Here is a 19499-nt window from a genome sequence, read left to right as displayed (position 1 = left end):
TACTTCCCTACTGGGAGCTTCTCGAATTTTGCAATACCTTGCTCGTTTGTTTTGCCTTGGACTACTAAAGTGCCTTGTTCATCGTAAATTGTGAATTCTGCGCCTGGTAGTTTGTTATTCCCATCCGCTACATCCACCTTTGTTATTTCAAGGCTGCCTTCTATTTTCTTATCTTTTACAATGTGTTTAATAATTTCTCCATCTTGCTTAATTTCAAAGGAGAAGGTTTCTTCATTTATCACATATCCAGCTGGTGCGAGTGTCTCTTTATATGTGTACTTTCCTGCTGGGAGCTTCTCAAATTTCGCAATACCTTGCTCGTTTGTTTTGCCTTGGACTACTAAAGTGCCTTGCTCATCATAAATGGTGAACTCTGCTCCTGGAAGTTTATTATTTCCATCCGCTACATCTACTTTTGTGATTTCAATTGTTCCTTTTGCTTTTGTATTTTTTGCGATTAATTCGATTTTCTTTCCATTTTCCTTAATGCTGAAAGGAATTGGTTCTTTAACTAAGATGTAGCCCACTGGAGAAGATTTTTCGATAAATTGATACTCCCCATACTTTAAATTATCAACTTTGATTAGGCCATCTTTATCCGTTGTGTACTCACGTATTGAATTCCCTTTTGCATCCGCAAGGATAAATACTGCGCCTTCCAATTTCTTCTTACCATCTTGATCTACTTTCAAAAGCTGTACATTTCCTTTGATTTGTTCATTCTTCATTTCAATAACAGCAACTTCACCTGTTTTCACTTCAAAAGACTTTGGAGTGGAGTCTAACACATATCCTACAGGTGCTTTTACTTCTTTGATAGTGTACGTCCCTAGCTCTAAGTTACCTAGTTCAGCTACACCGTTTTTATCTGCTGTAATCGTTCCCATAACTTCTTGGTTGCTATTTAAGACTTCAAACACTGCACCTGGAAGTGGCTTTTTATTCTCATCCACTTTCATTACTTTTAAGCCGCCATTTGCTTTCCAGTACACTTGTAAGTCTGTACTTACTTGCTCTGTACTACGTTCTAACAAAACCGTTGCATCCTGGATGGTTTCAGTTCCCTTATATGCAATCGCATTATAATTCGTTAGATTTGAAACGACTTTTAAGGATAGTTCGTTACTCTTAGAGGATTTTGGTACTTGAATACGGAATTTTTCTCCTAACTGGAACGTTTCTTTTGCTTCACCTTGTTCTGTGACAACACGTGTACCTTGTGGTGCATTGTTCATTCGCACTACGAATGTACCCTTTTTCGCATTTGTTTGTACTGTATACGTTGTTGTTTCGAAGTATTCACCGTTTAGTTGTGCCTCTTGCTTATCAGTTGGAACCACATTCATATATACATCTTGTGTATCTTGACTCTGATCCGCTGCATGAATGATTGCTTTCGTTGCTTTTTCAACAGCTGCATCTTTAAATTGTAATTCTGCCGTATTGATTTGCCCCAATGAATTCCATAAGGCCAGCTGTGTCGAATAATGCGCCTGTTCCCAAGTGGAAACCCCTAATTCTTCTGGACTCTTTTGTGGGTATCCATTTAACAAGACACGGTACACAATATCATTTGTTCGTCCGCTCTCAGGAAGGTCTGAACCATTTGGGGACTTCAATCCATAGACCAGGCAATAGGCAACTTGACCCTTCGAATTTTTCAAAAGTTCAGTACGTATATCTTTCCCAAACTGTGGAGAGTACGCCCACTTCATCTCGTACTTTTCATGATTGATGACCTCCGCACTTGCTTTATTAAGCGGTATGAGGAAGCTCATGAGTAGTAAGAGTATACTCATTCCCATTAGCAATAATTGATAAGATCGTTTCAAAATCATTTTGACAGCTCCTTTAGTAGTATCAAGTTTTCAAAGAACTAAATAACTTAATTTTCTGAAATATAAAACCATAAAAATAAGTTAAATTTGTTTCTTTTATTGATTGTTCATTTACAATATAGATGTATAATTATTTTTTACTAAAACTTAAATCATTCTAATTTTGCTCGGTAATACGTGGAATAGAACAACTTCTCAACTGGTTGTTCAAGTAGATTTGCAAGAAAAAAAGCTCTACTCTCAACTAGCCCTTTTTTTCCAGTCTCTATATGATACAAAGTTTTTATTGGAATATTAGAGATTCGAGAAACTTCCTTAATTGTAAGTCCTTTTGCTTCTCTAACATTACGTATTATTGTCAAATTCTCACCCCCTTAACTACATTCTATTCTCCTTAAAGGAGAATGTCAACACTAAAAGGATAAAAAAGTATCCCTTTGGTAAATAAATTGATTGGAGTGAAATACATGATCCCTAACTTTTTCGGAGAAAACGTTAGAATATTAAGAAATTTTAAAGGACTAAATATGAAAGAACTAGGGGATATACTAGGTGTAGCCAGTAGTACAATTTCGAATTGGGAAAACAATAGAAAACAACCTAGTTTTGAAATGCTTCAAAAAATCTCCCTTTATTTTAATGTTAGTACAGATCGACTTTTGAATCATAAAATTGTTGATGATGATTTATTTACAGATGAACAACGCAAAGAGGTAGTAGAACGTTTAGCCCAAGACCTATATGAAAGTTACAAAAGTATTCCCGATAGGGATAAACCTTTTTTAGAAAATGAATTACTTGAGTACGCTAAGTATTTGAAACATCGAATCGATATTAAAAATAGTATTCAAAAAAACAACTAGCCAAGATACTATTCTGAATTTCCCTGACTTGATTTAATAAACTCAATTAGTTGTAATATTTCACGATAAGTGTCTAGGACTGAATTATCCTTGTCTAATGTTTCATTAAACCAATTTTTATCTAATTGTAATTCCATATAGAGATCCCCCTATTTTTATATTAAATTTTTGAATTTATTGCCAAAGTGGCACGGAATTTTTTCGTTTTTTAAAAATGTACCACCCCCAAAATGCAAGTAAGACGCCACCAAATGGTGACGTCTTACTTTTTTATATCAACTTACTTTTCACCCGCCTCCGGGATCAGTTTTCATATAGGGGTCAACTTGCATATACATTATTTTAGAATTTTCTTGTTTTACTTCTTGTTGTGAGCTTGTTGTACCTGGTTGACAAATCGCTACCAATATCATTAAAGTATAAAAAATAGTAATGATAAATCTATTCAACAGTTCCCACCTCTTCCCTTATTAATTCACGTTTTACATATTGAGAATAGAAAATATTACCAGTTAATTCAAATGCCTCTAGAGCTTGTTTCAACCCTATTATATCACCATTTACTTTAGAATATGAGTACATTTGGAATGGAGAAAACCCATTTCCATCTTTCTTTACTTCTTCGTATAATATTTTCCCCTTTACTTTATCTCCATACATAGATTCATAAAAAGCTAATTCTGATTTACTAATAAATCGAAAATCAATTTTATCTAGATTAAACCCATTAGCAATATATAAATGAGCTAAAGTAGTCTTAAATGCAAGATATTTTTGAGCTTTTTGTGCTACTTCAATGTTTTCACACATTGATATAGCTTTTTTTATGTACTTTTCTGCTGTTTTTATACATTCGAAAGTATAGCTCTCCCCCAAGCAACACCAAGCTGTTGCTTTAATGGTATTAATATCCATTTTAGAATTAAGAATTTCATAGCAAGTTTTTCTACAATTTTCAATATCATTTTTCATTAAATAAATATATGCTAGTCTTTCTTTATATTTCATTTGTAAACATTTCTTTATATAAGACTGATCTATACCAACCAAGTTAACTTTAAGTTTATCCGCATATGGGATTATCGCATTATAATTCTGTTTATCATACATCGCTTCCATATAAATTATATTTAATGCAGCCTGGCAATCTGGATCTGCTGAGAAATCATTTTCATAAATTTCATCAAGTAGTTTTTGTCCTCTAGCTTCATTTTGGTTTCGCTTATTTTGTATTTGATATATAGTTATATACTTTTCTACACTTGCTGTTTTCTCATGTTTTTCTACTAATTTTTTTATTAAGTCAAATTCACCCATGGCCTGACAATAACATAGTGCCTTGCGAATATTTAATGGTCCTGTACAAAGAAGGATATATTGATGAATAAAATAGGTTTTTTCTTCTGAATTTTCACAAATATATTGAACAAGTTCTAGAAACACTTCAAATTTAAATTCTTCTGTCTTTCTTTGTAATCCATTATTAATAGTTGTTCTACTTGTTCCAATATCTTTAGCAATTTTTCTAGTGCTCAACTTCTTTGATTCTTTAATTTTTAATAACTCTTTCATCAACCTCTCCACATGAATGCCTCCCCTTAAAGCAAAAGTTACTTCCCAGTAAGAACATTTTTTAGAAACTCATAATTTTTATGAGTTATTCTCTCTAGCGCATTAAGATAAAATTGATTCTTTATTCTAAATATGATTAATTATCATCACGGATTTTTTACTTATGACTTAATAAAAAGTGATAGGCGATATACTAAATTGAAGAATACTTTCAACCTAATCTATTGTTCTTCTTACTATATAGATACCATTATTTTACCATGTAACCCTTATCAATTGATGTTCTTTGGGCTGTCTAAAATATTTCTCAAGTTTTTGTATATTTTACCACAAAACAGAACTTACGTTCTGTTTTGTGGTAAAAAAAATAAACTTTCTGTTTTTTTATCATCTAATTCAATAATATATTTACAGTTAGGATAATATAACACTCTCAAAGGGATTGATATTATCTCAATAACAATATAATATATAACATATGAATTATAACTAAAACTTACATAATTAATTTTGAATTAAAAAATAAATCATAAAACCCCCACAACACACCCGTTTTAGATTGGTCTATAGTTTGGCGACTCTAACCAATTTAAAACTCCAATGAAAGTAGGGGTCTTAATTCACAAATCAATATTCACTTCTATAAAAATTATAACACAAAGTGAATGTGGTGTGAATAAGAACCTCTATTTTCCCAAGATTTTTCTGTAAGTGTGTACAGAGGGAAAAATAGGAGGTCTTTTTGTGTTATTAACTAATTTTTTACTGAGTACAGCAAAACGAGAATTAAGTCCGCAATTATATCGTATCCCTAAGTGTAAAGAGGGAGCTATCAATCAAGCAGTCAAAAGTGTGATCAAAGATATTGATAGCATTCTTTTAAATTTAGAGAACGTAACTACAAAAGAATTCTTCGAAAAAACTCCACGCCGATATGAGGCATTGGAAGTCGTACTTTCCTATCTTGTTCAAGAGGGTTACTCCCAAATGAAACAAGTACAAATTAGCCAAAAATCAGGTATTTCTGTACCTCTGATTAACTTTATTCTAAATTGGTTAGAAGATCTGGAAGTATGTCACCAAATTAAAACAAGACGCCACAATAAAATTGCGCCATCTATTTATATTTTGAGCCTACATAATAATTATTTAAAAATCATTGAGTATTTTAAGCAAAAATGGGCATTAACAATCAATATTTTTTCTACATTCACTGAGCTTTTGTCCAAGAAAATTGGTAAGAACAAGAAGAAGGAAACAAATAAAGAAGAAAATTCTCCAGTCTCTACATGCCATGGCTTTGACTTATTCACCCCCGTTGAACTTGTTGAAGTAGAAGTGGAGGAACAAGAAAAGGATGAGCAAGAAACGAATTCTAACGAAGATAAAAAATTGGAAACTAGCTTACAAGAGATACTGGCGGCAAGATTACAAGAAATGAATGATTTTATGAGTGAAGATCAGAAGAAGCTTTATCTCTACATGTTAAGTAAAGATACAAATATTACTGAAAAAGATGCTTATACAATTGCATTGCGTATGCCACCAGACGTAGATTGGGAGGTAAGAAAAACTTTCGAGGAGTGTGTACGTCATTTTGAGCATACTCAATCAGATGTAAGTACTCCTGCGCATTTCATAGAGATGTACACAAATAAACTCCATGCGTATAGGAAAATACGCATGGAGAAGTATAAAAAAGATAGAGAATCTAGAGTAGACATTGACTTTAAAAAGTTAAATGAGATGCTAGATCCTACCTCTTAACTTTTATTTCTCACAATAAAATAAAGTTAATGTAGCCTTGTTCAAAAAAATTGAAGCTAACAAGGCTTTTTGTCATGCAATCATAATTGTTATTTTTAAAATCTATTAATCTTATTATTTAATTTCAAGGTGTTAGCGCCGTTTTCAGCAAAAAAATACGTGAGATTTATCATAGAATGCCAGCTAACTTTCATCAGCAATTAAACAAGGAATTAAATAAGAAGAAATCTCTAAGTCCTTGTGAGAGTAAGGATAAATGTCCTAAAATAAATCCTAATGTATTTAATGTTTTTAATTCTTTTAAAACAAGATTTAATAATAAGAGTATCCTATATTTCTAGTTTGAATTTCAGTTTTAAAAATACTTACACATATCTAAAAAAATCTTATATCTCAAAAAACGAACAATACTCGTACAATATGTGCAAATCATTCATCTAAACTAGAAACATACTAAAATCCATATTCCAACTGTATTCAAACAAATACGAGATCTATATGCACAAATCAACCTTATGAATTACTGATGAATTAGGCATGAAACTGTGATGTTTTCGTTCATCGTCTAATTCATCACTTGCGGTTGTCAAAAAACGTTGATATATAGGGAGGTTTCGGGATTTCCCATGTCCTCGCTAAACCAGATGAAATCTTGAAGCTTTCCTTGTTCTGGTATCTCGATTCGAATGAATCAGATAGCAGGGCAAGGGAAAAGTTTTAAAAACTACATAAACGGTGCGGCGGCTCCCTCATTCCCGGCCCATCATCTTCGTTCATCTGTTCACTCAACATTCGTCTTTCACCGTCCACACACCCATGACCTCCCTCTGGCTCCTGACGCCTTCTCCTGTCTAGCCCGGCTCGTCTGTCCTCGTTGTTGCGCGGCTAGCACTTCGCGTGGTCCTCCCTACCAGCACAAATTACAAAATATATCCCAACAAGAACAACAGAGCCTACAATCCCCTATTGCTTGTTTTTGTGGTTTTTCGATATAATTGCGGTACACAATTTTTAGGACAAAGGAGTATATAGCCATGACATGGGATTCCACCCTTGATTTGTTCCTTGCTGACTTGTTAAAACGCGGCCGAAAGCCTTCAACCGTAAAACAATATCGGTATGATCTCTCGCTCTTTGTCTCCTGGATTCAGAAACAGGTCAAATTTGCTCCAGAGGACGTTTTCCATTCTTTCAATATAAATATATTGGATGAGTATTTAAAATCGCTTAGAAAGGAACGTGACGTGTCAATTTCTAACGTGAAGCGTGTACGAGGGATTCTCATTAACTTTTTACAGTTTCATGGCGCGGCAAAAGATCTGAAAAGTGATGTCGCCCCTCCTGGACTTACCGCTAAACAATTTGCATCTGATGAGGAAATAGAGAAGTTGTTACGTGTGATGCGAAGTTATCAAGGATTAACAGAATATCAGGCGTCCGGAAGGAAGTTTATTATAGAGCGAAATCTCTTATTGGTTCGTTTTATGTTGCATTACGGGCTATCCATCCAGGACATTATTACGCTATCTATGCATGATATTCATTTTGGGACAAATACCATTACACCAGGAGGGTTACACGCCTACAAACGATCCATCACCCTATCAAAAGACGATGTAAAACTTGCCCTATCGTATTACAAAACGATTCCAAACCTGGTGCGACCTCGCCAACAAATAGGAGATCCCTTCTTTGTGGCGTTTGATTTCGGTCCGCAAACGTTCCGATGGGACTATGAAAAAGATCAACCAGCTGCATTAACTAGAATTGCGGTTCAACGAATGCTGCAGAAAGAAGTAAAACGTGCTGAGGTTAAAGTTACCCCTACTAAGTTGCGGAATCGGTTTATTTTAAACGCACTACAAAATGGCATGAAGCCACTTGAAATCAAAGTATTTTTAGGGTTAAAAAGCATTGAAGCACTACACAGATACATTCAATTTTGGAATGAATTGCAAAGAAAAGATAACAGTTTGAGTATATAAAATCCCTGGCATCTAAAATACCAGAGATTTTTATTGATTATACTTTATTTTCATATCGATAATTGAATAATAAATTATCGATAATTTATTATTAATGATAAATTGTAATGGAACAAGTTTAAAATGAAAAACAAAAGAAAGAACAATTATTGATAATTTATCAATAATTGTTCTTTACCTGATTAGATAGAAATAGTATAATATAATCAAACGACGCATTATCGTTAATTCTTTGATAATTTATCGAAAATAAAATAATTAATTGGAGGTCATATAATGGTTAATGTTTTAAGAACAGAAATAATTGAATCATTGTATACTTTAGATTTAGGAAACGGTTTCTCTAAACGAAAATTCAGCGAAAAAGGGCTTGTAGAAGTTGACTCTTCTGTCATCGCTCAAAAACCAACAGGATATAATTCGTCTAATCTCGATACGTATAGTTTAAATAAGACGGATTTATATTATTTAGGTCGTGATGTAATTAAAACAAAATTAAAACCACAACGTGCCCAAACAATCGATAAAGCAGATCGTTATTTCTCTGAACGTTACGAATTAATGCTGTATGCATTTATCGCAAAAGATTTCCCTACAGCAAAAGAAATTAAGATTCCTATTCTTGGTTTAATGCTTCCTAATGAACACTATGCACAATGCGAAGAAAAGCTAAAACAAAAATACACAGGTTCAAAAGTGATTACAGTATCTGGTGTCGATGTTACTATCAACATTACTGATGTACTTGTATTGCCTCAGCCATTAGGCTCTTACATGTATGCACTAAGTGAGAAGAAAATAAAAAAAGAAGAAGAAGTACTAGTTTGCGATGGGGGAGCTGGAACATTTGACCCTGCTGTTGTAACGAATAACTTTGTAACAGATGATAACTACAGCAATGAAGGTGTTGATAATGCTTATATTAAAATCCGTAAACGTTTAATTGAGTTATATGGAGAATTACCATACTTTAAAACACTATCTAATATTCCGTTAATTCTTCAACATGGCGTCTTAAAAGATGGAGATCTGCATCCAATAGCCGAAGATAAAGTAATCGTTAAGATTTTAGATCAACACTTAGAAAATATTTTTGAATATTTATTAGAAAATCAATATAATATTACCTCTTATGGGAAAGTTCTCTGGACTGGTGGACTCGCTTCGCTTCATAAAGACCGTTTAGCTTCTAAACCAAATCAAAATTTCGTTGTTTTAGGTGAAGAAGGTCAAGAAGCAAATGTTTTAGGATTATGGAAAATGATTAGTGCTGCTTATCGTTCAAAAGGTGGTGCACCCTTAGATGATGGAACCAAAGAAACTTCAAATGTCAATTAATCCAATTAAAGCCCCAGAGGCTTACCAACTAGTAAAACGTTGGGAAAAAGAAGGTTCTGGGGAAAAAGGATATGAAAATAAAAAGATTCAAGAAGTATTAACTGCCTGGTCGAATCTTATGGAATTACATGGGGTAGCTGATACCATGAAATTAGCAATGTTACTTGCTAGAGGAGTATCAGCTCCTATTTCTACTACACAACACACCAATGTACAGACCGAAGAAAACACCATATCTCAACCTGAAATTATAAAGGAAGAGACTGATCCACACGATCAAGATTATTTAGCAATCTTGGCTAGTGCACAAGCAAAAGTTAAAAAATAACATGGAAAATAAAACTTAGGATTCATTAGATTAGATAACATAGATGATGATTCTTGTGCATAGTACAGCGTAAAAAAGAGTTGCTCTTATATAAGAGCAACTCTTTTTTAAAATTTAACTTTTAAAAAAACCTAATAATTTTTGAAATCCATTTTTTTTAGTTTCTTCTATTTTTTTAACTTCTAATCCCAAGGCTGTTCTATCCCTTTCTTTCGTTAATTCATTTATATTTTTCAAAAGGAATTCTGCCTGTTCCGTCAATTTTTGATTTAACATTTTCTCGAAATCTTCACTCTGTTTTTCCATTTTTTCTTCAAATTCTTTTTGTTGAATTTCTAATGCCTCACTCACAATTTTCCCTACAACGTCCGCGCTTAGCGGACGTATTAAAGGACGCTCTTTTTCACGGACAATACCTGTCCGTATTTGCCCTTCAACACTTGATATAACAGCATGGACAGCGTCTTTCATACTCATATTATTTTTCAAACATTTCTGGAGTAACTTTAGGTTTTCAATATCTTTTTCTAGAAATGCTCGACGTCCGTTAGCATCTTTAATAAACTGATAACCTTCTTTTTCCAATGCATTTGTCCAATTTCGCAATGTAGAGGGATTTGTCTTAAGTCGCTCCGCAACCTCCGCAGCCCAATGGGCCTTTTCTTGTGTAGTATTATCCATATTCATAGTATCGTCCATGGACACGTCCACCTCCTATTCTGTTATTATTCTACATCAAAAAAGACATGCCTTTGAACCTTATTTTAATCACCTCTTACTGAATAACAAAAAATAGTTAATGATACAGGAAAATAAAGTGAATTGAATACCTCATCATATACACAACATTAAAAAGCACTGCGATTTTACCGCAATGCTCTCTTAAATCGACTATCAATCTAATAAAATTACAATCTTTTCACGAAACCCCTTATGCAACACTTGTCACTATACATGTTTTTATCAACAAGTGTTGCAATGTATATGTATTCCATATTCCACAAAAAAATTACAAAACTTTTGCAGGGTGCTAATCATTATTACTATAAGATATGCAATCTACAAAAGCTTTATGTTAATTTTTATTAACCTCAAGGGTATATAATTTTAACATTTTGTACAAGCTTGAAGTAAAAAAGAAAAGGGAGAGTATGTAGTATGTGGGGCCTGGGAAAAAAACGGAGCAAATTAGGTAGATGGCTAGATTCACATGGTTTATATCAAAAAGATTTACAAAAAGAATCAAAAATCAATCGTACTACTATTTCTCGTATCTGTAACGATCCTTATTATATTCCAAGCCAAAGTACTATAAAAAAACTGTTAACAGCGATACGCAAAATTGATCCTAATAAAAAAATGAGTGATTTCTGGGATATGTAACGTGGAAGTAGGGTTTGATAATCTTGAAAAGTATTGATAAAGTTTATTTTTCTGAAAAATCACTCTCCACCACTTCTTTCCATTTTTTTATTATTTTATAATGAAATTATAAAAAATTGAAAAGGGGACAGAAGTTGTGGAAATTTCTTATCTAAAAAGTAAAAAAGGAATACTGACAACAGGTATTATTTTATTATGTATCATAGGATTCATTGTAACTGGATCAATAGCCCGTCATTCTAAAGAAGAAGTAAGAGAGAAATTACTACAAGCTTTTGAAAAGAAAGATGCTGATACATTTTTATCACTTTTACCAAAAGATGCACAGTCTGCTCCATTTGCTAAGGAAGGTGTACAGTCATTTTTAAAGGAATCCGATGAATATAAGCAAATGTATCCCGTAATGGTAGATGTTATGGATGTTGAGAATACAGCTGTTTCCACTAAAGCATTGGAAGCACGTAGTAAGGTTGTATTACCCTATACAATAGTGAAAGAAGGAAAGACCTGGATATTTTTCGATAATTATGTTATTAAACCAGCAAAGGTAAAAGTAAACCTTAAAGATATAGATAAAGACGTTGTTTTATCTTTAAACGGTAAAAAAATTTCTCCTTCTGTATTTGATAAAACTTTTTTACCTGGAGTGTATGAGTTAACTGGAATAAAAAAATATAAATGGACTACTGTCACAGATAAAACCACTATCCATGTAGGAGGAGATGATCCTGTTGAAAATGTATCACTCAGCCTAAAGGGAGATGAACTAGATTTATCTAAGGAATTTATAGGTTCAGAAATTGTATTTAAGGGAAAACCTACAGGTATTAAGGTTGGAGATGGTGAGTCGAAAAAATTCGGTCCGATTAATAAAAAAGATGAAGAAGAAATACAATTAAAAGCTGATTTTCCCTGGTCAAAAGATGGAATTTCTAAATTAAACGATCAAAAGAATAACTCTTTATTTGGAAAACAACAAAAATATATGTTTAAAGTCGATGAAGAAAAAGTGAATCAATTTTTCCATACATTTTTAAAAGAATATGGGGATGCAGGTACAAAACAAAGCATTGAGCCTTTCAAAACAGTCACTGAAAAATATAAGAATCAAAAAGCAGAATCTTATGCTTCGGCAGCGCGGAATACATGGTCTGAACCATGGAAAGGTACACTTGTGAAATCATATTTAAATAAAGAAGTAGTGAAGATCTTATCAAACGATAAAGGATATCCTATTTTAGCAATGGAAGGGAAAGTAAAATATCATCTTCCAGCTCAAAAATATTCACCTGAAAAAGATGCAGTTTATAATGTGCAACTTAACGCACTGTATGATACAGATCAAAAAGCTTGGAAAATTAATGAGGTTTCGGTAGATTCCTTTCCCACAGAGGAAATTGATAAAAATGAGGAAGGAAAATACATTATCACAAACGCTCAATAGGCTAATTAAGATATACTTGTTAGATTAAAATAAAAAATCATCTCTAATTTTTTAAGAGATGATTTTTTATTTCGCCAATTCGTTATAAATTTTTTTTCGATGATCCAACATGCACAGAGATTGTTTTTGACTTTGGTGTTACTTGCTCTAGAAAGCGCTGAATAGAAGGGGCTTGAAAGATACGGAAACTTACGCTTGAGATTGGATACTTAGTATCAGTAAGAAGTAACAGAGCAGGGAATACATGTGTATGTTTTGGCTGCCACGATTCTTTTTGCCATTCCATACTATGAAAATATAATTCATATCGCTTTATCTTTGCTTGCATTACCGCTTTACTATAAATAGATTTTTGCACTTCAACAAAAAACGGACTTTTGCGCCAAATGGTAAAGATATCTGGCTCCATATACCCTTTCTTATACTTTGGTTCTACCTGGAACACTTTTGGTCTTTCAACTTGTAGTAACTGTTTGTATACATCTACAATCGCTAAGAAATGCCGGATTTTTTGACTACCTTTACGTATGGGACTTGGATAAGGAAAATACACATATGGACGTTGGGACGTATCTACATCAATATATCCCTCTCGACATAAACGCTTCATGACAGTGTTACAACAAGTAACTGCATTTTTTACTTTCTTAAAATGAAGATCAATAATATCATCCCGCGACATACAACGAAATTGCTGTAAATGACTGATAATCTGTTTGTCTCTATTCGTTAACATCATCTAACACCCCAAATACAGCTTCTTGTCTATGCTCTTCTAACTCCTTATTCATAGCATCTTGTTCTTTTGGGATGCGATAGGGTTCTATGATCTCCTTCGCTTTACTTAATTCTAGAAAAGGAGCTTGCACCTTTTGTAATCCATTTAGTTTTAGAATCATTTGTCCAGATTGTTCTAGATGTTCAGAACCAGGGGTCCCCATGATATTACTGTTTATAGAATCCGCACATTTAAAGCCCATCCTTACCGTCATATTGAGTTTTAATTTACCATCTAACACTTTAGCATCGGGACGTTGCATACTAAGCATAAGAAAGATACCAAGTGATCGGCCAACAGCGGATATTTTTTCTATGATGGTAGTAGATTCTTGCTCATCCTGTAGCATGGCTACTTCATCAATCGCAATTAAGATATAAGGGATCTGTTCATTTGGAGTTATTTCATTGTATTCATCGATATGGCCCACTTCATATTCTTCCATCAATTTTCTTCTATACAGCACTTCTTTCCATAGCTTTTTCAACATTGCTGTCATTTCCATTTCTTCCATACAGACATCTTTTACATGTTTCACTCTTCGCAAAAAGTGGAACTCTGAATTCTTTAAATCCCCCAGGTACAAATGAAGTTGATTGGGGGTCATATATTGAATTAATGTAGATAATACAACGCGTACCATACTACTTTTTCCGCTCCCAGTTTCCCCCGCAATCAATAAGTGTGGTGTATTTGCCTCCACCATATCATAGAGAATCATTTTCCCGAATTGGTCACGTCCTACCACAACTGGCAAACGATACTCTTGTAATAATGGCTGCCAATGTTTATATCGATACGTATATTGCTGTAATCCTGCATCGGAAAAGAAAACATGAAGTACAAATTTTTTCACGCTACCTTGGATCATGAGGTTTTTACCTAAAATTTGCTGAAAGCAAAACCATTTCTTTTGAATTTGCGCTGGATCCACTCCATTTGGCAATGTAAAAGTGTACCGCACACTTTCTTTTTGTTCCAAGATGTCATGGATTTTAGGGAAAACCGGAACCTTTCCCCCTCTTGTAACATGCTCATCATATAGCTTCGCTTTTCGAAACACTGTTTCTAATTGATGTTTATACTTTCTTTTTTGTAACCACTCTTTCAAGTATCTCACCCCCTATAACATCATCAAAATACGGATAAATACATAGCCAATGAATCCAATTCCACCTATCCGTACACCGTAATACAGCCCTTCTGAAACAAGTTTTGCCGGAAACATATGATCATTACGTACCAAGTATTTCTCTAACAAAACAGCTCCAATTGTAAGGCCCCCTAATACGCCAAGCGCAAGATATGTCTGAACGAGTGGCTGTGACATATGAAAGAATGCAAGTGGACTAATAGGACCTATACTGTATATCTTTGTTTGTTTTTTCTTCTTATAGGACTGATTCATGAAGGATTGGAAAGAAATTGTCTCTTTTCGCTTAAACATATTTTCCCCTCCTAGCAAAACAAAATCGTTAATAATTGCGGTATCCAGTCCAGTGCAATGTAAATACAATCTAAAACCATGTGAGAGGTATTTTTGATTAGCTCAAATGCATCAACAGGTACGTTTGTTAGGAAACTCGCAAGTTCATCTGGTAATTTTCGTATTTCTCGCGCTGTACCCTCCAATGGCTCCTTCACATACCAGCTGATCCATCTGTACAAGAAGTCCGTTGTATCCGTTGCACTCATTGCATTTTGATTAAGCGCATCCCATTGACACATGAACTCGTTCGTTGAACTCCTACACCATTCAGCTATTTCTTGGCTATTCCTAAATCGTGGACTAGGTATTTGATTCCATCCTTTCAATGGATCACTCTTCAAATAGAATTTTATTTGGTTACCAATAACCTCATAAGAATTTTCCATTTTCATTTCCCCTTATTTGTTATCTAGATGTTGACAGGCTTCAGAACAATACTTCTTTCCGTAATACTCCCAATACATCCAAAGTGACAAAAAACAATGACAATACTCACAGGTTTCTTTTGCTGCCATTTTATTTTCCAACGTAATCCCCCCTTTATAAACAAAAATCAAAAGTGCCTATATACATAGTGAAAGCAATGATTTCGTTTGATAGTACTATCATGATAGATTCTTTGGTTATGAACATGGTATTCACTTTGATAATTACCTTGGTAAAGAATATTCGATTCTGATTGTCTGATATGCACTTTCAAACTTTGTCTTTTTAAATAAACTTTGCTACTGTCCCCTAATTCATAAAGTTTGATGATACAATATAAAAGGAAAGTTTAATCAATTCAGAAAATTAGAGAGGGGAAACAACTATGTCACTTTTACAGCAACATTTCGAAGAAAGACGTGAGTATATTTTCAATCGCCTAAAACAACCACAATATCTTGACCGAAGTATAGAGAAGATTCGGCAGGCTCAAAAAGAAATCAAACATGCGGTACGAGCAATTAAGGATTTGTTTCTTCTCGATAGAACGACAGACCCTTGTTTACCCGACGTCGCTCAATTTTCTCTTCAACATATTATAAAATCCGAATCATTTGAGAATGTAAAAAATCTCGTTCCTTCCTCTATTCGAAAATTAAGTGATGAAGAACGCGCTAAAGTATTAGATGAGACGTTAAATGTTGTAAACCAAATCATGAATTTAGAACGTACCGTCTTTGTTATGATGTTTAACTCAAAAGAACAAATCCTCATGGATTTCTACAAAAAAAAGCGTAGATCAAATACCGAACTACATTTTGATGTTGCTGATAAAGATGGTTTTGATAAAGCATATTATCAAAATCAAATTGATGAATTACGATATGATATTCGAGTGATTTCCTTTAAAAAGTTATGTGCAAATGAACCTGAGCCAACTGATTTAGAATCATTCAAAAAACGATATGAAACGATTATATTACCTAAAGTACAAGAGATTGTTTCTTTGATTGAACCTAATCTTATAGAATTAGATGTATTCTTAAATCCAGTTATTGAATATGGTGTAGACCAAATTACGTTAGATGACATGATCGATAAATTAAATAAAAATCTTTCATTACTTCACAAATTATCAAAAATTGAATATTGTCCAACTGTGGAAATAGCAGTAAAGGAATATCTATTTTTAGAAGTGATGAAAGGTTCTAAAAATGAAAAGGAGTTGCAACCATCTAAATGATCAGCATTCAAGAAGATCTGTATCAACAAGTAATAGAAGCAAAAATAGAGGTTACAATTATTTTGTTGAATGGTTTTAGAATACCTGGGCAAATAATTGCGATGGATAAGTTTACAATTTTAATTAAAAACAATGATAAACAACAATTGATATATAAACATGCTATCTCAACAGTAGCTGTATAAAAAATACATAATTATTGCAGGGATTAAATTATATATTAAGAAAAAAAGAACCCTTCATAAGGATTCTCAACAGGAAAAAACAAATATATAATAATAAAAAGAATTAAATATATTATAATTTAAAAATACACTAACGTATATTGAGAAAAATAACCATTAGATAGAATTTTCTGTTTTATTAATTTAAAATAGGGTATGAGCTGAATGAGTTTTCTGTCATCGAAACCCTTGTGCAAAAAAAGATAGGATTATTCCTATCTTTTTTTGTTACTCTTGAAATTTTCTTCAATCTTGATGTACCATTAAAAAAGAATTGAGTGGTCTAGACTCAATTCCTAAGTACTGTTCATTGCTGACAGAATACCTGGTAAAGGAATCCTGCTTTTATGGTAGGGTTCTTTTACTGTGCTTTGAGCATGAAATGTAATACTGTATACGCCATTTTTCGTGTTGAGCATCCTCTTTTGAGTGCTAATTGTTGCAGTAACTTTTGTTGAAAGTGTGATAATTCAATTTCTATAAAATGTTGAAATGCATGATATTGGTGAACCGGAATATCCTCCATATAAATGTAATCTAATCCTTCTATAACAAGCTCTGAAGCAATATCATTTAACCTTTCATTATAAAGTGCTAATCCTTCTAATTTTTCATATAAATGCGTTTCTAATGAAATGAGTAATTTCTTATTATTTTTCTGAAGAATTTTTTGTTGTTCTTTCCAATAGGTTTGTTCTTGTAATGCTACATTTAACATTTTAATCTCCCCCTTTAATAAATAGAATTTTCAGTCTTTAAATGTTATTTCTCCCCTTACATTGCCTACAAGCCATATTAAGCTTTATTCCTTGCACAATCGATTGCAGCTAAACATGTAGCTACTCCAAGTCTTTCCTCACTGTATATTTTCCCGTTAACTGTTAGATACCAACAACCATGTTCTTTTACTTTATATAGTTCTTTGTACTGTCTACTCAACTTTTCTAAGATGAAAGTAAATTCTTCAACTGGATTAAAGTATTCAATTGGCATACGAATGAATGGAGTATTGTTTTTTCCCCAATATGCTCCACACTTCTTCAATCCAAGAAACTCCTTTGCAATAACATGATCTAGTTTTTCAGTTGCAATTGATAAATCTTGATACGGAATCCACCAACCAGAGAAGCTCATGGCAACAAATTCTTTTGTAATTCCGTTATAAAGAATTTGGCAAATACTGATTCCTTCAAAATCATCTTGCGCTACAACGAAATCAGATTGTTTCAATGGATTTCCATGTTTATCAACCGTTCCAATATCAACTTCTTTAACTTTTAATATTTGAACCGACTTCATTACGATAACTCCCCCTTATTGGATTGATTTGGAGTACTTATTTTTATCAGAAAGAAGGGATTATCCATCTTTCCTTCGTTCTACAGTCACTCATATTTATCTTGACCCTTTGATTACCGCCAGATGATTAAAGGTTTCTATCTTACAACACGGCTTTTGCTTTCTAACATTGCATTTTGAAGTAATTTCAACTTTGTTTCTTTGCAAAGAACTCTCCATACAGATACACCTATTTTCATTTATATTCTCCTTTCCATTCATATTTTGTTATTTAATCTTTAAAGATAGGCTGTAGTTCATCCATTTTATTCACCAAGTGCAAATTCCCATTTAGAGTATTGATAGCATTCACTAAATTTGCTACTTCTTGATCTCTAGAAACTATCCATTCTACGGAACCAATAAACGTTTCATCGTGTATAGTAAACCAATCACAGCCAGCATCATCTATGAATACACCATTCTCCTTTGTTGCATGTAATACAATCTTCCACATTTGTTCTTCTAATAGTTGCTTTTCATTTTTGTAGATACTCATCCGTTATCCTCCTTTTTTATGTGGCCAAGAATTTCTTTCACACATTGCACTAACTGCTCTCGATTCATCTTTGTATAACCTTTTATTTTGTTATGCCTACAAACTGATTTGAGATTTCTTAATGTCCACTCTTCTACTCGTGGGATATTAATAACAATGGTTTCTTCTCTCATTCTTGTTCCCTCCCAAATAAGGATTTTGTTTAGTTTTCAGAATGTACTTCCGCACAATATACTGTAATCTCTTCCCCTTCGAAATCCGGATCATCAGCAGGTTTCCACTCTTCTTCTCCAACAAGTATGTTTGTTACGTGCGGTTTAATAACAGTTTCTTGGCAACTTTTATTTTCTAAGAGATACTTTTCAGCCTGTTCAACAAATTCTTTTTTACTTTTAAAATTTCTAACGTCGCTCAAAATGATTTGTCCGTCATAATCTTCAAAAAAACCTTGAACTGGATTTCTTTTTTCTATTTGTTTTCTTTGCTTTTCAATCACCTTGTCTCTTAAATGCTCTGGCATGTCTTCAACTAAAATATTTACATAACATCTTTCTTGATGCTTTTTCATGATTTTAAGAGCCTTTTCTTTATTCTTCCTCAAAGAACGACGTGCTTTAAGTAACGCTCTATATACACTTACTGGCGAGTGTGAAATAATTCCACCTGTAGTCATTTCACTCACTATAAACATTTTTCGCATATCGCAGTACCTAGAAAAAATATGAAAGCCTTCAATCTCTCCACAATATTCATGTTCTGTTACAAACACACCATCAATCATTCCGAATACAGAGTATTTCAAAAGTATTCCTAAATCATATGTCTCTCCTGTAACTAATGGGCCATTAACTACATTAAAGTACCGACTTTCCTCACTAAACATATTTGCTACCATTCCTGCGAATCTCATTCTCTCCATCTCCCTTTCTATTCAAATAACTATTTTGTTTGATTTTCCAAGCTTTCCTTACATTACATTCTTAA

25 protein-coding genes are annotated in these 19499 nt (G+C 33.2%); 9 read left to right on the top strand and 16 right to left on the bottom strand.

Translation table 11 applies throughout. The features are described 5' to 3' along the window. Together JDS96_RS23315 and JDS96_RS23310 are read right to left on the bottom strand one after the other, a co-directional pair. On the bottom strand, nucleotides 1-1838 hold a 1838-nt coding region (locus JDS96_RS23315), incomplete at its 3' end, for a thioester domain-containing protein (RefSeq protein WP_199668173.1). A 152-nt stretch (nucleotides 1839-1990) separates the two neighbouring features. Beyond that, a complete protein-coding gene (locus JDS96_RS23310; protein WP_097847928.1) occupies nucleotides 1991-2200 on the bottom strand; it encodes a helix-turn-helix domain-containing protein in 210 nt (69 codons plus the stop codon). A 105-nt stretch (nucleotides 2201-2305) separates the two neighbouring features. On the opposite strand from JDS96_RS23310, the gene JDS96_RS23305 reads away from it, so the two are divergent. Beyond that, a complete protein-coding gene (locus JDS96_RS23305; RefSeq protein WP_199668172.1) occupies nucleotides 2306-2701 on the top strand; it encodes a helix-turn-helix domain-containing protein in 396 nt (131 codons plus the stop codon). Nucleotides 2702-2709: 8 nt separating this feature from the next. On the opposite strand, the gene JDS96_RS32890 is transcribed toward JDS96_RS23305, so the two are convergent. The 3 genes from JDS96_RS32890 to JDS96_RS23295 all read right to left on the bottom strand — a co-directional run bounded on the left by JDS96_RS32890 (nucleotide 2710) and on the right by JDS96_RS23295 (nucleotide 4273). Next, complete coding sequence (locus JDS96_RS32890; RefSeq protein ID WP_274605968.1) at nucleotides 2710-2838, bottom strand: hypothetical protein; 129 nt, start codon at nucleotides 2836-2838, stop codon at nucleotides 2710-2712. Nucleotides 2839-2988: 150 nt separating this feature from the next. Further along, nucleotides 2989-3150 (bottom strand): hypothetical protein, encoded by a 162-nt coding sequence (locus tag JDS96_RS23300; RefSeq protein ID WP_199668171.1) that lies wholly within the window; start codon nucleotides 3148-3150, stop codon nucleotides 2989-2991. Then, nucleotides 3143-4273 (bottom strand): AimR family lysis-lysogeny pheromone receptor, encoded by a 1131-nt coding sequence (locus JDS96_RS23295; RefSeq protein WP_199668176.1) that lies wholly within the window; start codon nucleotides 4271-4273, stop codon nucleotides 3143-3145. Before JDS96_RS23295 ends, JDS96_RS23300 begins: the two co-directional genes overlap by 8 nt. 744 nt (nucleotides 4274-5017) lie before the next feature. Here JDS96_RS23295 and JDS96_RS23290 point away from each other — a divergent pair. The 4 genes from JDS96_RS23290 to JDS96_RS23275 all read left to right on the top strand — a co-directional run bounded on the left by JDS96_RS23290 (nucleotide 5018) and on the right by JDS96_RS23275 (nucleotide 9691). Further along, nucleotides 5018-6040 (top strand): Replicase RepFR55, encoded by a 1023-nt coding sequence (locus JDS96_RS23290; protein ID WP_199668170.1) that lies wholly within the window; start codon nucleotides 5018-5020, stop codon nucleotides 6038-6040. Between the two features lie 1034 nt (nucleotides 6041-7074). Further along, nucleotides 7075-8025: a tyrosine-type recombinase/integrase gene (locus JDS96_RS23285; RefSeq protein WP_199668169.1), complete on the top strand. Its 951-nt coding sequence runs from the start codon at nucleotides 7075-7077 to the stop codon at nucleotides 8023-8025. Between the two features lie 276 nt (nucleotides 8026-8301). Further along, a complete protein-coding gene (locus tag JDS96_RS23280) occupies nucleotides 8302-9363 on the top strand; it encodes a ParM/StbA family protein (protein ID WP_199668168.1) in 1062 nt (353 codons plus the stop codon). Continuing rightward, the gene (locus tag JDS96_RS23275; protein WP_242479973.1) at nucleotides 9329-9691 is read left to right on the top strand and encodes a hypothetical protein; all 363 of its coding nucleotides are present in this window, start codon (nucleotides 9329-9331) and stop codon (nucleotides 9689-9691) included. Before JDS96_RS23280 ends, JDS96_RS23275 begins: the two co-directional genes overlap by 35 nt. 114 nt (nucleotides 9692-9805) lie before the next feature. Here JDS96_RS23275 and JDS96_RS23270 read toward each other — a convergent pair whose 3' ends face one another. Next, nucleotides 9806-10378: a MerR family transcriptional regulator gene (locus JDS96_RS23270; RefSeq protein WP_199668167.1), complete on the bottom strand. Its 573-nt coding sequence runs from the start codon at nucleotides 10376-10378 to the stop codon at nucleotides 9806-9808. A 471-nt stretch (nucleotides 10379-10849) separates the two neighbouring features. Here JDS96_RS23270 and JDS96_RS23265 point away from each other — a divergent pair, with 471 nt between their 5' ends. Then, nucleotides 10850-11074 (top strand): helix-turn-helix domain-containing protein, encoded by a 225-nt coding sequence (locus JDS96_RS23265; protein ID WP_199668166.1) that lies wholly within the window; start codon nucleotides 10850-10852, stop codon nucleotides 11072-11074. 136 nt (nucleotides 11075-11210) lie between these two features. Next, nucleotides 11211-12518 carry a TcaA second domain-containing protein gene (locus JDS96_RS23260; protein ID WP_199668165.1) on the top strand — a complete coding sequence of 436 codons (1308 nt, stop codon included), beginning with the start codon at nucleotides 11211-11213 and terminating at the stop codon, nucleotides 12516-12518. An 82-nt stretch (nucleotides 12519-12600) separates the two neighbouring features. Here JDS96_RS23260 and JDS96_RS23255 read toward each other — a convergent pair whose 3' ends face one another. Genes JDS96_RS23255 through JDS96_RS32885 form a run of 5 tightly spaced genes read right to left on the bottom strand, consistent with a single transcriptional unit; the run spans nucleotide 12601 to nucleotide 15312 of the window. Further along, the gene (locus JDS96_RS23255) at nucleotides 12601-13257 is read right to left on the bottom strand and encodes a replication-relaxation family protein (protein ID WP_199668164.1); all 657 of its coding nucleotides are present in this window, start codon (nucleotides 13255-13257) and stop codon (nucleotides 12601-12603) included. After that, on the bottom strand, nucleotides 13241-14407 hold the full coding sequence (locus JDS96_RS23250) for an FtsK/SpoIIIE domain-containing protein (RefSeq protein WP_206777186.1): 1167 nt from the start codon (nucleotides 14405-14407) through the stop codon (nucleotides 13241-13243). The genes JDS96_RS23255 and JDS96_RS23250 overlap by 17 nt, the downstream gene beginning before the upstream one ends. A 12-nt stretch (nucleotides 14408-14419) precedes the next feature. Beyond that, a complete protein-coding gene (locus tag JDS96_RS23245) occupies nucleotides 14420-14743 on the bottom strand; it encodes a hypothetical protein (protein ID WP_199668162.1) in 324 nt (107 codons plus the stop codon). An 11-nt stretch (nucleotides 14744-14754) separates the two neighbouring features. Beyond that, nucleotides 14755-15171 (bottom strand): hypothetical protein, encoded by a 417-nt coding sequence (locus JDS96_RS23240; RefSeq protein WP_199668161.1) that lies wholly within the window; start codon nucleotides 15169-15171, stop codon nucleotides 14755-14757. Nucleotides 15172-15183: 12 nt separating this feature from the next. Then, entirely contained in the window at nucleotides 15184-15312 is a 129-nt protein-coding gene (locus JDS96_RS32885) for a hypothetical protein (protein ID WP_274605966.1), read from the bottom strand. Between the two features lie 284 nt (nucleotides 15313-15596). On the opposite strand from JDS96_RS32885, the gene JDS96_RS23235 reads away from it, so the two are divergent. After that, nucleotides 15597-16454, top strand: a complete 858-nt coding sequence (locus JDS96_RS23235; RefSeq protein ID WP_199668160.1) for a hypothetical protein — start codon at nucleotides 15597-15599, stop codon at nucleotides 16452-16454. Then, nucleotides 16451-16639 (top strand): RNA chaperone Hfq, encoded by a 189-nt coding sequence (hfq, locus tag JDS96_RS23230; protein ID WP_199668159.1) that lies wholly within the window; start codon nucleotides 16451-16453, stop codon nucleotides 16637-16639. Before JDS96_RS23235 ends, hfq begins: the two co-directional genes overlap by 4 nt. Nucleotides 16640-17039: 400 nt before the next feature. Here the strand turns inward: hfq and JDS96_RS23225 are convergent, their stop codons facing one another. From JDS96_RS23225 to JDS96_RS23205, 5 genes are all read right to left on the bottom strand, one after another. Continuing rightward, entirely contained in the window at nucleotides 17040-17396 is a 357-nt protein-coding gene (locus JDS96_RS23225; protein ID WP_199668158.1) for a hypothetical protein, read from the bottom strand. Between the two features lie 77 nt (nucleotides 17397-17473). Further along, nucleotides 17474-17977 (bottom strand): hypothetical protein, encoded by a 504-nt coding sequence (locus tag JDS96_RS23220; protein WP_199668157.1) that lies wholly within the window; start codon nucleotides 17975-17977, stop codon nucleotides 17474-17476. A 271-nt stretch (nucleotides 17978-18248) separates the two neighbouring features. Then, a complete protein-coding gene (locus JDS96_RS23215) occupies nucleotides 18249-18515 on the bottom strand; it encodes a hypothetical protein (protein WP_199668156.1) in 267 nt (88 codons plus the stop codon). Further along, the gene (locus tag JDS96_RS23210) at nucleotides 18512-18688 is read right to left on the bottom strand and encodes a hypothetical protein (RefSeq protein ID WP_199668155.1); all 177 of its coding nucleotides are present in this window, start codon (nucleotides 18686-18688) and stop codon (nucleotides 18512-18514) included. Before JDS96_RS23210 ends, JDS96_RS23215 begins: the two co-directional genes overlap by 4 nt. 29 nt (nucleotides 18689-18717) lie before the next feature. Further along, on the bottom strand, nucleotides 18718-19425 hold the full coding sequence (locus JDS96_RS23205; protein ID WP_199668154.1) for a hypothetical protein: 708 nt from the start codon (nucleotides 19423-19425) through the stop codon (nucleotides 18718-18720). Nucleotides 19426-19499 lie beyond the last annotated feature (74 nt).

This window comes from Bacillus cereus group sp. N21 (assembly GCF_016483395.1).
GTDB lineage: Bacteria > Bacillota > Bacilli > Bacillales > Bacillaceae_G > Bacillus_A > Bacillus_A pseudomycoides.
Note: the sequence above shows the minus strand (reverse complement) of the source record. Positions and strands in the feature narration are given on the sequence as shown.

What these genes read in the sequence shown, in the direction of transcription:
- JDS96_RS23305 (WP_199668172.1), top strand. Translation starts at nt 2,306, where the DNA reads ATGATCCCTAACTTTTTCGGAGAAAACGTTAGAATATTAAGAAATTTT.
- JDS96_RS32890 (WP_274605968.1), bottom strand. Translation starts at nt 2,838, where the DNA reads ATGGAATTACAATTAGATAAAAATTGGTTTAATGAAACATTAGACAAG.
- JDS96_RS23295 (WP_199668176.1), bottom strand. Translation starts at nt 4,273, where the DNA reads ATGAAAGAGTTATTAAAAATTAAAGAATCAAAGAAGTTGAGCACTAGA.
- JDS96_RS23285 (WP_199668169.1), top strand. Translation starts at nt 7,075, where the DNA reads ATGACATGGGATTCCACCCTTGATTTGTTCCTTGCTGACTTGTTAAAA.
- JDS96_RS23280 (WP_199668168.1), top strand. Translation starts at nt 8,302, where the DNA reads ATGGTTAATGTTTTAAGAACAGAAATAATTGAATCATTGTATACTTTA.
- JDS96_RS23275 (WP_242479973.1), top strand. Translation starts at nt 9,329, where the DNA reads ATGATGGAACCAAAGAAACTTCAAATGTCAATTAATCCAATTAAAGCC.
- JDS96_RS23270 (WP_199668167.1), bottom strand. Translation starts at nt 10,378, where the DNA reads ATGAATATGGATAATACTACACAAGAAAAGGCCCATTGGGCTGCGGAG.
- JDS96_RS23265 (WP_199668166.1), top strand. Translation starts at nt 10,850, where the DNA reads ATGTGGGGCCTGGGAAAAAAACGGAGCAAATTAGGTAGATGGCTAGAT.
- JDS96_RS23255 (WP_199668164.1), bottom strand. Translation starts at nt 13,257, where the DNA reads ATGATGTTAACGAATAGAGACAAACAGATTATCAGTCATTTACAGCAA.
- JDS96_RS23245 (WP_199668162.1), bottom strand. Translation starts at nt 14,743, where the DNA reads ATGTTTAAGCGAAAAGAGACAATTTCTTTCCAATCCTTCATGAATCAG.
- JDS96_RS23240 (WP_199668161.1), bottom strand. Translation starts at nt 15,171, where the DNA reads ATGGAAAATTCTTATGAGGTTATTGGTAACCAAATAAAATTCTATTTG.
- JDS96_RS23235 (WP_199668160.1), top strand. Translation starts at nt 15,597, where the DNA reads ATGTCACTTTTACAGCAACATTTCGAAGAAAGACGTGAGTATATTTTC.
- hfq (WP_199668159.1), top strand. Translation starts at nt 16,451, where the DNA reads ATGATCAGCATTCAAGAAGATCTGTATCAACAAGTAATAGAAGCAAAA.
- JDS96_RS23225 (WP_199668158.1), bottom strand. Translation starts at nt 17,396, where the DNA reads ATGTTAAATGTAGCATTACAAGAACAAACCTATTGGAAAGAACAACAA.
- JDS96_RS23220 (WP_199668157.1), bottom strand. Translation starts at nt 17,977, where the DNA reads ATGAAGTCGGTTCAAATATTAAAAGTTAAAGAAGTTGATATTGGAACG.
- JDS96_RS23215 (WP_199668156.1), bottom strand. Translation starts at nt 18,515, where the DNA reads ATGAGTATCTACAAAAATGAAAAGCAACTATTAGAAGAACAAATGTGG.
- JDS96_RS23210 (WP_199668155.1), bottom strand. Translation starts at nt 18,688, where the DNA reads ATGAGAGAAGAAACCATTGTTATTAATATCCCACGAGTAGAAGAGTGG.
- JDS96_RS23205 (WP_199668154.1), bottom strand. Translation starts at nt 19,425, where the DNA reads ATGAGATTCGCAGGAATGGTAGCAAATATGTTTAGTGAGGAAAGTCGG.